We start from the raw sequence: 12,084 nt of genomic DNA, 5'->3' as shown, positions 1-12,084 counted from the left end.
GACCCGCATCCCGGGAGCATGGGGGAGAAAAGTCCTTTCAGGCCGTGGAAAGAAAAGATTTTTGTGGCATCCGGGGAGATCTTGTGGTAAAATGGGGCCGGTCATTCGGTCTGGGGCTCCGGACCCAGGCTTCTGAAAAGAAAGGAAATCCCAGATGATGATGAAACGATCCATATCCCTGGTCACCGCACTCTGTCTGCTGTCCCTCTGCGCCTGCGCCGCTCCTGGCGGAAGGGCGGTGTCCCCCGCGTCGGCGGACGGGGAGATGGGGAGCTCTGTGAGCTTCACGGACAGCTTGGGCAGTACCATTACCCTGGAGGAAGCGCCCCAGCGGGTGGCAGCCCTGATCGGCAGCTACGCGGAGACCTGGGTCCTGGCAGGAGGGGAGGACACGCTGGCAGCGGTGACCCAGGACGCCTACGATGAGCGGGGGCTGGAGCTGGGGGAGGATGTGACCAACGTGGGCTCCAACCAGACCCCGGAGCTGGAGGCGCTTTTCGCTGCCCAGCCTGACCTGGTGCTCCTGACTCCCGATCTGGACGGCCAGCTGGCGCTGGCGGAGCCCCTGGCTGCGGCCGGCATTCCCGCCGCTTGGTTCAAGGTGGAGTCCTTCTCCGACTACCTCTCCATGCTGGAGATCTGCACCCGTCTGACGGGGCGGGACGACCTGTATCAGGCCAACGGGCTGGATATCCAGGCAGAGATCGACCGGGCGCTTGCCCGTGTCCCGGAGGGGGAGCACCCCACGGTCCTGCTGCTGCGGGCCTACTCCACCGGCGTCCGGGCCAAGAACAGTGACAATATCACCGGCGTGATGCTGAAGGATCTGGGCTGTATCAACATCGCGGACAGCGACAGCGGACTGCTGGAGGAGATCCAGATGGAGTCCATCCTGGCGGCGGACCCGGACCATATCTTCGTGACCACCATGGGCTCCAGCACGGAGAAGGCGCTGGACAGCCTGACGGAGCTGTTCCACAGCGACCCGGCTTGGGAGTCCCTTGCGGCGGTGAAAGAGGGGCGGGTCCATATCCTGGACAAGGCCCTGTTCCACTACAAGCCTAATGCGCGATGGGGAGAGAGCTATGAAGTCCTTGCCGACATCCTATACGGCGGCGCGTAAGTGGGGGATCATCCTCCTGCTGGCTCTGGCCAGTCTGGGGGCGGCTCTGCTGAGCATGAGCTTCGGCTCCACCCAAGTCCCGTTTTCAGAGATCCTGACCGCCTTGATGGGCGGTGAGACCCAGGCATACAATATCGTGGTCTATGCCCGCCTGCCCCGCACCCTGGCGGCCCTGCTGTGCGGCAGTGCCCTGGCGGTGGGCGGGGTCATCATCCAGGGAGTGCTGGGCAACCCCCTGGCGGGGCCCAATATCATCGGGGTGAATGCCGGCGCAGGCCTGGGGGCAGTCCTCTGCGCCGCCCTGATTCCGACCTCTATGACGGCGGTCCCGGTGGCAGCTTTCCTGGGGGCGCTGGGGGCGTGTATGCTGGTGTACACCCTGGCCCGGAGGACCGGGGCCAGCCGCATCACCCTGGTGCTGGCCGGGGTGGCCATCAGCAGCATGCTCTCCGCCGCCATCGACGCGGTCTCCATCCTGTTCCCGGAGGCCGCCCTGGGGGCAGGCAGCTTTATGGTGGGCCGGCTGTCTGGGGTGACAGTGGCCGCCCTGAAGGTGCCGGCCCTGCTTTCCCTCCTGGCCGGGGCGGGGGCCTTTGCCATGAGCTATGAGCTGGACCTGCTCACCCTGGGGGATGAGGTGGCCCAGTCCCTGGGGCTGTCCGCCCGGGCGGCCCGGAACCTCCTGCTTACCCTGGCGGCGGTGCTGTGCGGCGCGGCGGTGAGCTTTGCCGGGCTGGTGGGCTTCGTGGGCCTGCTGGTGCCCCACGCGGCCCGCTTCCTGGTAGGGGGGGAACACAAGTACCTGCTGGCAGCCTCCCTGTTCCTGGGGGCGGCGCTGGTGACAGTGTGTGACCTGGCGGCCCGGGTGCTGTTCGTCCCCTTTGAGCTGCCAGTGGGCATCCTGCTCTCCCTGATGGGCGGCCCCTTCTTCCTGTGGCTGCTGTTCCGGCAGAGGGGAGGGCGGCGGACATGATGGAGCTATGCCATATCACGGCGGGTTACGGCGGCCCGCCGGTACTGAGGGACGTATCCCTGGCCTTTGAGCCGGGGAAGGTCACCGTCCTGGCCGGGCCTAATGGCTGTGGAAAATCCACTCTCCTGCGGGTGGCGGCCCGGCTGATGGCACCGGAACGGGGAGAGGTAAGGATAGAGGGGCAGGACGTGTCCCGGCTCTCCGCCAAGCAGTTTGCCCGGTTGGCGGCGCTGCTTCCCCAGAGCCGGCCGCTGCCCGGCATCACGGCGGGGAGCCTGGTCCTCCACGGGCGCTTCCCCTATCTGGGCTATCCCCGCCGCTACTCCAGGGAGGACCGGGAGGCGGCCCGCCAAGCCATGGAGCGCACCGGTGTGGCCGGGCTGGAGGGGGTGCCCATGGCCCACCTCTCCGGTGGACAGAGACAGAAGGTTTATCTGGCTATGGCGCTGGCCCAGGACACCCCGGTGCTGCTGCTGGACGAGCCCACCACCTTTCTGGATATCGCCCACCAGCTGGAGCTGGCGGAGACCGCCCGGACGCTGGCGGAGGAGGGAAAAGCGGTGGTCATGGTCCTCCATGACCTGAACCTGGCCCTGAGCTGCGCACACCGGGTGGCGGTGCTGGAGGAGGGACAGCTGCGGCGGGTGGGTGCGCCGGAGGAGATCTACGCCTCCGGCGTGCTGGAGAAGGTATTCCAGGTCCGGGCCCACAGCGTGGAGACGGCGAAGGGGGAGCGGCAGTACCTCTTCAGCCGGCTGTGAGAGCGGAGGGGGGCCACCCTGCCCGTTTCCTTGTATGATAAAAAGAGCCGTCCCCCTGAGATAGGGGAACGGCTCTTTTATGCTGATCAGCGGATCAGCCAGCTTGAGAGGGAGCCGCTGGAAGCCGCCCTATGAGAATAGCGGTGCCTGCTCCGGCGGGGAGGAGCCGTTCAGTTGTCGTCCTGGAGGGCATCATAGTCCGTCTCACCGGTCCGGACCTTGACCACGTTTTCTACGTTGTAAAGGAAGATCTTTCCGTCCCCCTGATTGCCAGTGCGGAGGGCTTTTTCCGCCGCAGCCACCACCAGGGCGGGGTCCACCCTGGACACCACGATGTCCACCTGAATCTTAGGAAGCAGGTTCATGCTCATTTTGACGCCCCTGTACTGCCCCACCTTGCCCAGCTGGGTGCCGCACCCCATCACGTTGCTCACCGTCATGCCGGTGACGCCGATGGCCGCCATGGTGTCCTTCAGGATGGAGAAGCGCTCCTCCCGACAGATGATGGTCACCTTGGTCAGCTTCCGGCCGGAGGGGTCAGGCGCAGGCCGGGATTCCAGCGCGGCCGGCACAAGTCCGGAGAGGTCCACCGGTCCGCCGGCCCCTTCTCCGCCTAGGGCGCTGGGGGCTGCGGGGCGGAAGTCGGCGTAGGCGGAGGCCAGGGCGTGCTCTGTGATGTCCAGGCCGATGATCTCATCCTCGGCGGATACCCGCAGACCGATGGTCTTGTCGATGAACTTGAACACCAGGAACATGGATACAGAGGCATAGGCGGCGATGGCAGCTACACCCATGCACTGCACCCCCAGGTGGTAGAGACCGCCGCCGTAGAGCAGCCCGCTGGAGGTATTGAACAGGCCGTCCGCCAGGGTGCCCCAGATGCCGTTGGCACAGTGGACCGCTACAGCACCCACCGGGTCGTCCACGTGGAGCTTGAAGTCCAGCAGCTCCACCACCAGCACCACCAGGATGCCATCGACTGCGCCGATGAGGATCGCGCCCAAGGCGTCTACCGTGGCACAGGGGGCGGTGATGCCCACCAGGCCAGCCAGAGAGGCGTTCAGACACATGGAGACGTCCGGCTTGCCGCTGCGCACCCAGGTGAAGACCATGCAGGTGAAGGTGGCCACGGTGGGGGCAAGGGTGGTGTTGCCCAGGATCTGGGCCAGCTGGGCGGCATCTGCGGCGGCGGCGCCGTTGAAGCCGTACCAGCAGAACCAGAGGATGAAGCACCCCAGCGCGCCCATGGTCAGGGAGTGCCCGGGGATGGCGTTGACATGGATGCGGCCGTCCTTTTCCCGGGTGTACTTACCGATCCGGGGGCCCAGCATCCACGCGCCGATAAGGGCAGCCAGTCCGCCCACCATGTGGATCACAGAGGAGCCGGCGAAGTCCACATAGCCGAACTGGACCAGCCAGCCCTGGCTGTTCCAGACCCACCCGGCCTCGATGGGGTAGACCACCGCGCTGATGACGCCGGAGTACACGCAGTAGGCCAGGAATTTGGTGCGCTCCGCCATGGCGCCGGAGACGATGGTGGCCGCTGTGGCGCAGAACACCAGATGGAAAAAGAAGTTAGACCAGTCGAAGGCATAGAAGTTCGTAAACATCTGATACTCCGGCATGCCGATTAGGCCGAAGAAATAGTTCTCACTGTTCATGATGCCGTAGCCCAGCAGGATGAAGACCACCGTTCCGATGCAGAAATCCATTAGGTTCTTCATGATGATGTTGCCTACGTTTTTTGCCCGGGTAAATCCTGTTTCAACCATTGCGAATCCGCACTGCATGAAAAAGACCAGGATTGCGCCCATGAGATACCATACCGATAAATCCATCTTCTCTCGCTCCTTTTTACACAAGGGCGTGCGGTCCGGCACCTTCGCCGTCCCGCACGCCCTTGTGCGTTTGATTTTGGTTCCTCTGCTGCAGCAAAAGAAGCAGGCGCCGCCGGGTCTGATCCCGACAGCGCCTTTGCTTGAGTGTGAGTTTATACCTCCGGTTTTCTCCTGTCAAGATGCAGGAAGAAAGTTTGTGGGAGCCAATCAAAATGCAGGGAGACAGGGCAGACCCTCTTTTCCAAGTTCAACAAATTTTTTGCGTGCCAGAGTCAGAAGGAGAGGGAAGCGTTTCTCAAAAAATAGAAAAGAAATAGTTGAATGTAAAAATTGCATAAAATAGGAGGACGCTCCTGGAATTGGCCATATATTTGCAATAAAGATAAAATATAATTTCAAAAAATATTGACTTTCACGAAGTAGTGTACTATACTTTCGCCCATAGCTGAAAACAGAGGGCCTCATGTCTCTGATAGAGACATAATTTCGAGATGCCTAAACTTGAAAGAAGGAGGTGAAGTTCCTGCGAAATGACTAGGCTTGGGACGGGAGCCCTGCGGTGAAAGACGGCTATGTGCGTATGGGAGAGACAGCGCAGTCTCGCGGCGGCAGTCCGGGAGTTTGACTGCCGTATTTTTGTAAGCTGACCTGGAAAGGGGAAATCGAGATGAACAGAGAAGGCTATCAGCAGCGCGGCTTGTATGACCCGGCGTTTGAGCACGATGCCTGCGGCATCGGAGCCGTGGTGGACATCAAGGGCCGCCAGAGCTATGAGACGGTGGACAGTGCGCTGAAAATCGTGGAGAAGCTGGAGCATCGAGCGGGAAAGGACGCTGAGGGAAAGACCGGTGACGGCGTGGGCATCCTCCTCCAGATCTCCCACCAGTTTTTTCAGAAGGCGGCCACGGAGTGCGGCATCCAGCTGGGGGAGGCGCGAGACTATGGCGTAGGTATGTTTTTCTTTCCCCAGGACACTCTCAGGCGCAATCAGGCTAAGAAGATGTTCGAGGTCATTGTGGCCAAGGAAGGCATGGAATTTCTGGGCTGGCGGAAGGTGCCTGTCTGCCCAGAGGTGCTGGGCCAGAAGGCACTGTCCAAGATGCCCAACATCCAGCAGGCCTTCGTGAAGCGGCCGGGGGATGCGGCCCGGGGACTGGAGTTCGACCGTAGGCTGTATGTGGCCCGCCGAGTCTTTGAGCAGTCCAACGACAACACCTATGTCCCCTCCCTGTCCAGCCGGACAGTGGTATACAAGGGGATGTTCCTGGTGGGGGAACTGCGGAAGTTCTACCTGGACCTGCAGAATCGGGACTACCACAGCGCCATCGCATGCGTTCACTCCCGCTTCTCCACCAACACCAATCCCTCCTGGGAGCGGGCCCACCCTAACCGCCTGATCCTCCACAACGGCGAGATCAACACCATCCGGGGCAACGCAGACCGGATGCTGGCCCGGGAGGAGACCATGTCCAACCCGGTGATCGACGACGCCCTGGACAAGATCTACCCTGTGGTCAACGGGGCCGGGTCCGACTCGGCCATGCTGGACAACACCCTGGAGTTCCTGGTCATGAGCGGCATGGACCTGCCCCTCGCGGTGATGGTCACCATCCCGGAGCCCTGGACCAAGGACGGCAGTATCAGCCGGGCCAAGCGGGACCTGTACCAGTATTACGCCATCATGATGGAGCCCTGGGATGGTCCGGCCTCCATCCTGTTCTCCGACGGCGACGCCATGGGAGCGGTGCTGGACCGGAACGGGCTGCGCCCCTCCCGGTACTATATCACTGACGACGGTAAGCTGATCCTCTCCTCCGAGGTGGGTGCCCTGGACCTGGACCCCAGGAAGATCGTGAAGAAATCCCGGCTGGAGCCGGGGAAGATGCTGCTGGTGGATACAGTCCAGGGGCGTATCATTGATGACGCGGAGCTGAAGGAGACCTACGCCGCCCGCCAGCCCTACGGCGAGTGGCTGGACCGGGGCCTCATCCGGCTGAAGGACCTGCCGGTCCCCAACAAAAAGGTGCCCGGCTACTCCCAGGAGGAGCTGACCCGGCTGGAGAAGGCCTTCGGTTATACCTATGAGGATGTGAAAAACACCATCCTCCCTATGGCACGCACCGGGGCGGAGCCCACCGCCGCCATGGGGGTGGACATCCCACTGGCGGTCCTCTCCGACCACGAACAGCCCCTGTTCAACTACTTCAAGCAGCTCTTTGCCCAGGTGACCAATCCCCCCATCGACGCCATCCGGGAGGAGGTGGTCACCGACACCACCGTCTATCTGGGCAACGACGGCAACCTGCTGGAGGAGCGGGCGGACAACGCTCACGCCCTTCAGGTGGGCAACCCTATCCTCACCTCGGTAGACCTGATGAAGATCCGGGACATGAAGCAGCCCGGCTTCCAGGTGGAGACCGTCTCCATCCTATACTACAAGAACACCCCCCTGAAGCGGGCGCTGGACCACCTGTTCGTTGCGGTGGACCGGGCCTACCGCAACGGGGCCAACATCGTCATCCTCTCCGACCGGGGGGTGGACGAGAACCATGTGGCCATCCCGTCCCTGCTGGCTGTCTCAGCCGTGGAGCGATACCTGATCCGCACCAAGAAGTGCACCGCCGTGTCCATCGTACTGGAGTCAGCGGAACCCCGGGACGTGAACCACTTCGCCACGCTGCTGGGCTACGGTGCCCGGGCGGTGAACCCCTATCTGGCCCATGCGGCCATCGGCTCCCTCATTGACCAAGGTCTGCTGGACAAGGATTACCACACCGCGGTGAAGGACTATAACCAGGCCATCCTCAGCGGCATCGTGAAGATCGCCTCCAAGATGGGTATCTCCACCATCCAGTCCTACCAGTCTGCCCAGATCTTCGAGGCAGTGGGCATTGACCGGGTGGTGGTGGACGAGTATTTCACTGGTACCCTCAGCCGGGTGGGGGGCGTGGGTCTGAAGGAGATCGCTCAACTGGTGGATGACCACCACAGCCGGGCCTTCGACCCCCTGGGCCTGGGCGGCGACCCTACCCTGGACAGCCGGGGCGAGCACAAGGCCCGCGCTGGCCAGGAGGACCACATGTACAGCCCCCAGGTCATCCATCTCCTCCAGGAGGCCACCCGCAGGGGGGACTACAAACTCTTCAAGGAGTACACGGCCCTGGTGGACGACGCCTCCAAGCCCCACACCCTCCGCGGCCTGATGGAGATGCAGTATCTGGACACCCCGATTCCCTTGGACGAGGTGGAGAGCGTGGACTCCATCGTTAAGAGGTTCAAGACCGGGGCTATGTCCTTCGGCTCCATCTCCGCTGAGGCCCACGAGTGCATGGCGGTGGCCATGAACACCCTGGGGGGCAAATCCAACTGCGGGGAGGGCGGCGAAGACCCTGCCCGCTTCGGCACCCTGAAAAATTCCGCCATCAAGCAGGTGGCCTCCGGCCGCTTCGGCGTGACCAGCGAGTATCTGGTGTCCGCCCAAGATCTCCAGATCAAGATGGCTCAGGGGGCCAAGCCCGGCGAGGGCGGCCACCTGCCGGGGAAGAAGATCACGCCGGAGGTGGCCAGGACCCGCCATTCCACACCGGGCGTCACCTTGATATCCCCGCCGCCCCACCACGACATCTACTCCATCGAGGATCTGGCCCAGCTGATCTACGACCTGAAGAATGCCAACCGGCAAGCCCGCATCTCTGTGAAGCTGTGCGCCGAGCCGGGAGTTGGCACCATCGCCTCCGGCGTGGCCAAGGCCGGGGCCCAGGTAGTACTGATCTGCGGCTATGACGGGGGCACCGGTGCCGCCCCCCGCAGTTCCATCCATTCTGCCGGTGTGCCTTGGGAGCTGGGGGTGGCCGAGACCCACCAGACCCTGATCATGAACGGCCTGCGCTCCCGGGTCATCGTAGAGACCGACGGCAAGCTGATGAGCGGCCGGGACGTGGCCATCGCCTGCATGCTGGGGGCGGAGGAGTTCGGCTTTGCCACCGTCCCCCTGGTCACCATGGGCTGCTGCATGATGCGGGTATGCAACCTGGGCACCTGCCCGGCAGGGATCGCCACCCAGGACCCGGAGCTGCGGCGGCGCTTCACCGGAAAACCGGAGTATGTGATGAACTTCATGCGCTTCGTGGCCCAGGAGCTGCGGGAGCACATGGCCTGCCTGGGGGTGCGTACCGTGGACGAGCTGGTGGGCCGCACCGACTTGCTGAAGGTGCGGGAGCACGCCGTCAACGAGCGGGCCGCCACGGTGGACCTGTCCGCCATTCTGGATAACCCGTTTGAAGGGGCGCAGGTCAAGCGCCATTTCGACCCCGCGGACGCCTATGACTTCCAGCTGGAGAAGACGGTGGACATGAGGGTCCTACTGAAGAAGATGAAGGGGGCTCTGGAGAAGGGGGAGAAGCGGACGGTGAACGTCCCCGTCACCAGTACCGACCGGACCCTGGGGACCATTTTCGGTTCCGATATCACCAGGCTCCACGGCAGCAGCCTGCCCGACGACACCTTCACTGTCAAGTGTACCGGCGGCGGTGGGCAGTCCTTCGGTGCCTTCATTCCCAAAGGGCTCACCCTGGAGCTGGAAGGGGACTGCAACGACTATATGGGCAAGGGCCTCTCCGGCGGAAAGATCATCGTCTATCCCCCCAAAGGGTCCCCCTTCAAACCGGAAGAGAACATCATCATCGGCAATGTGGCCCTCTACGGGGCTACCAGCGGCAAGGCATTCATCAACGGCATGGCAGGGGAGCGATTCGCCGTGCGCAACTCCGGCGCCTGCGCGGTGGTGGAGGGCGTGGGTGACCACGGCTGTGAATACATGACCGGCGGCCGGGTGGTGGTGCTGGGACCTACCGGCAAGAACTTCGCGGCGGGCATGTCCGGCGGCATCGCCTATGTGTGGGATGAGGACCGGGACCTGTACCTGCGGCTGAACAAGGCGCTGGTCACAGTGGACCCGGTGACGGAGCGGCAGGACATCCAAGAGATCCGGACCATGCTCACCGAGCATGTGGAGGCCACCGGCTCCCCTAAGGCCCGGGAGATCTTGGACCACCTGGAGGAGAAGGCAGCCTGTTTCAAGAAGATTCTGCCTCGGGACTACGACAGAATGCTGCGCACCATCGCGGAATTTGAGGCCCAGGGCCTGAGCCACGAACAGGCTGAGGTGGAGGCATTCAGTGCCAGCACCAAGGAATAAGGGGGAGAAAGTGTTATGGGAAAGATCACTGGATTTCTGGAATATGACCGGCAGACTGATCCGGCGGAGCAGCCACTGGACCGCATAGAGCATTGGAAGGAGTTCCACCCCCGCCTGTCCGAGGCGGACCGCCGCCAGCAGGGGGCCCGGTGCATGGAGTGCGGTGTGCCCTTCTGCCAGTCCGGCGCCACCCTGGGCGGGATGACTTCCGGCTGCCCCCTGCACAACTTGGTGCCGGAGTGGAACGACCTGCTCTACACGGGGAACCTGCCCCAGGCGCTGGAGCGGCTGCTGAAGACCAACAATTTTCCTGAGTTTACAGGGCGGGTGTGTCCCGCCCTGTGCGAGGCCGCCTGCACCTGCGGCCTCCACGGCGACCCGGTCACCGTCCGGGAGAACGAGCTGGGCATCATCGAGGCAGCATTCGAGCGGGGCTTGGTCCAGCCTCGGCCGCCCAGAGTGCGCAGCGGCAAGCGGGTGGCGGTGGTGGGCTCCGGCCCCGCCGGACTGTCGGCGGCGGACCAGCTCAACCGCCGGGGCCACAGCGTCACCGTCTTTGAGCGGGACGACCGGGTGGGCGGACTGTTGATGTACGGCATCCCCAACATGAAGCTGGAGAAGAAGTATGTCATGCGCCGGGTGGAGCTGATGCGGGAGGAGGGCGTGTGTTTCGTCACCGGCGTGGATGTGGGCCGGGACAAGAGTGCCCAGGAGCTGCTGGACGAGTTTGATGCGGTGATCCTGTGTACCGGGGCCAAGGAGCCCCGAGATCTGGCGGTGCCCGGCCGGGAGGCCGGCGGGGTCCATTTCGCGGTGGACTATCTGGCCGCCACCACCCGCAGCCTGCTCAACTCCAAGCTGAAGGACGGCACTTATCTCAGCGCCGCAGGCAAGGACGTGGTGGTGGTAGGCGGCGGCGACACGGGCAACGACTGTGTGGGAACGGCACTGCGTCATGGCTGCCGTTCGGTGGTGCAGCTGGAGATGATGCCCAGGCTGCCCGACCAGCGGGCCGACGATAATCGCTGGCCGGAGTGGCCCCGGGTGTGTAAGACCGACTACGGCCAGGAGGAGGCCGTCGCCGTCTTCGGGCGGGACCCCCGGATCTATCAGACCACGGTGAAGGAACTGCTGACCGACAGCGAGGGGAACCTCCGGGCGGTGAAGGTGGTCCGGCTGGAGGCGGGGACGGACAAGAAGACAGGGCGCACTGTGATGCACGAGGTAGCAGGCTCGGAGGAAGAACTGCCCTGCCAGCTACTGCTCATCGCCGCCGGCTTCCTGGGCCCCCAGGCCTATGTCGCCGAGACCTTTGGATTGGAGCGCACCCCCCGCTCCTGTGTCAGCACCGCCCCCGGCGGATACGCCACCAATGTGCCCAAGGTGTTCGCCGCCGGAGACATGCGCAGGGGCCAGTCCCTGGTGGTCTGGGCCATCCAGGAAGGGCGCGCCGCCGCCCACGAGGTGGACACCTTTCTGATGGGGTACAGCAATTAAAAGCCTGACCGCAGGCGCGGTCAGCTGGGTGCCAGGGCGAGGACCCTGGCGCAGGTACGGCTCTGCCGGCCTGAGCATCTGGATCCCAGAAGGATGAGCCGCCCAGAGACGGCGGGATAAAAACGAAAGACACGCTTTTCAGCGTGTCTTTCGTTTTCAACAGCAGATCAGAAAAAGATGCAGTGGCTGTCGGTCTGTATCAAAATCCAAATCGAAGCCCGGCGGAGCGGATTCGATTTGAAAAGGAAGAGCAAGGGGGCGCGCGGATGACGTCTTTTTTGCCTCAGGCATAAAAAGACGTGGTCACAAAGCGAACTTTGCCACCACGTGGAAAGGACGGTCAAAACCGATATTTTTACGAGGGCAAAAACAGCCGCCCGCAGGGCGGCCCCAAGCCGGAGCCCAGCGGAGCGGGTCCGGTTTGGAAGAGAGGAGCGGCAGAATGAGCGAACGATAAGCTTTACAATGAAATGAAAAAGCTCGTCGCAAGTGATATGTCGCTTGCGACGAGCTGGTACGGGTAGTGGGAGTCGAACCCACACGGTTGCCCACTGGAACCTAAATCCAGCGCGTCTGCCAATTCCGCCATACCCGCGCGACTACGTCTATCATAAAGGATTGTAGGAAAAAAGTCAATGGGCATTGCGGAGAAGGGGACGCCCCGGAAAAGGGCGCCCCCAGGCAGAAGATTTTGG

6 protein-coding genes and 1 tRNA gene are annotated in these 12,084 nt (G+C 63.1%); 5 read left to right on the top strand and 2 right to left on the bottom strand.

Going from position 1 to position 12,084, the window contains the following annotated elements; genetic code table 11:
* Positions 1 to 154: 154 nt before the first annotated feature.
* The 3 genes from L9O85_RS08790 to L9O85_RS08780 are packed head-to-tail and all read left to right on the top strand — an operon-like array spanning position 155 to position 2,857.
* The gene (locus tag L9O85_RS08790; RefSeq protein WP_242850317.1) at positions 155 to 1,123 is read left to right on the top strand and encodes an ABC transporter substrate-binding protein; all 969 of its coding nucleotides are present in this window, start codon (positions 155 to 157) and stop codon (positions 1,121 to 1,123) included.
* Complete coding sequence (locus L9O85_RS08785) at positions 1,086 to 2,096, top strand: FecCD family ABC transporter permease (RefSeq protein ID WP_050624050.1); 1,011 nt, start codon at positions 1,086 to 1,088, stop codon at positions 2,094 to 2,096. The genes L9O85_RS08790 and L9O85_RS08785 overlap by 38 nt, the downstream gene beginning before the upstream one ends.
* Positions 2,093 to 2,857 carry an ABC transporter ATP-binding protein gene (locus L9O85_RS08780; protein ID WP_301578412.1) on the top strand — a complete coding sequence of 255 codons (765 nt, stop codon included), beginning with the start codon at positions 2,093 to 2,095 and terminating at the stop codon, positions 2,855 to 2,857. The genes L9O85_RS08785 and L9O85_RS08780 overlap by 4 nt, the downstream gene beginning before the upstream one ends.
* A gap of 170 nt (positions 2,858 to 3,027) precedes the next feature.
* Here L9O85_RS08780 and L9O85_RS08775 read toward each other — a convergent pair whose 3' ends face one another.
* Positions 3,028 to 4,695: an ammonium transporter gene (locus tag L9O85_RS08775; protein ID WP_301578411.1), complete on the bottom strand. Its 1,668-nt coding sequence runs from the start codon at positions 4,693 to 4,695 to the stop codon at positions 3,028 to 3,030.
* A gap of 667 nt (positions 4,696 to 5,362) precedes the next feature.
* Between L9O85_RS08775 and gltB the strand changes: the two genes are divergently transcribed.
* A complete protein-coding gene (gene gltB, locus L9O85_RS08770; RefSeq protein WP_301578410.1) occupies positions 5,363 to 9,892 on the top strand; it encodes a glutamate synthase large subunit in 4,530 nt (1,509 codons plus the stop codon).
* Between the two features lie 15 nt (positions 9,893 to 9,907).
* The gene (locus L9O85_RS08765; protein ID WP_050624054.1) at positions 9,908 to 11,389 is read left to right on the top strand and encodes a glutamate synthase subunit beta; all 1,482 of its coding nucleotides are present in this window, start codon (positions 9,908 to 9,910) and stop codon (positions 11,387 to 11,389) included.
* A gap of 512 nt (positions 11,390 to 11,901) precedes the next feature.
* Here the strand turns inward: L9O85_RS08765 and L9O85_RS08760 are convergent.
* A tRNA-Leu gene (locus L9O85_RS08760) sits at positions 11,902 to 11,984 on the bottom strand.
* Positions 11,985 to 12,084 lie beyond the last annotated feature (100 nt).

The organism is Lawsonibacter asaccharolyticus (assembly GCF_022453915.1).
In the GTDB taxonomy this organism is placed as follows: domain Bacteria; phylum Bacillota; class Clostridia; order Oscillospirales; family Oscillospiraceae; genus Lawsonibacter; species Lawsonibacter asaccharolyticus.
This window is presented reverse-complemented; position numbering and strand designations above follow the sequence as displayed.

What these genes read in the sequence shown, in the direction of transcription:
- L9O85_RS08765 (WP_050624054.1), top strand. Translation starts at nt 9,908, where the DNA reads ATGGGAAAGATCACTGGATTTCTGGAATATGACCGGCAGACTGATCCG.
- L9O85_RS08775 (WP_301578411.1), bottom strand. Translation starts at nt 4,695, where the DNA reads ATGGATTTATCGGTATGGTATCTCATGGGCGCAATCCTGGTCTTTTTC.
- L9O85_RS08785 (WP_050624050.1), top strand. Translation starts at nt 1,086, where the DNA reads ATGAAGTCCTTGCCGACATCCTATACGGCGGCGCGTAAGTGGGGGATC.
- L9O85_RS08780 (WP_301578412.1), top strand. Translation starts at nt 2,093, where the DNA reads ATGATGGAGCTATGCCATATCACGGCGGGTTACGGCGGCCCGCCGGTA.
- L9O85_RS08790 (WP_242850317.1), top strand. Translation starts at nt 155, where the DNA reads ATGATGATGAAACGATCCATATCCCTGGTCACCGCACTCTGTCTGCTG.
- gltB (WP_301578410.1), top strand. Translation starts at nt 5,363, where the DNA reads ATGAACAGAGAAGGCTATCAGCAGCGCGGCTTGTATGACCCGGCGTTT.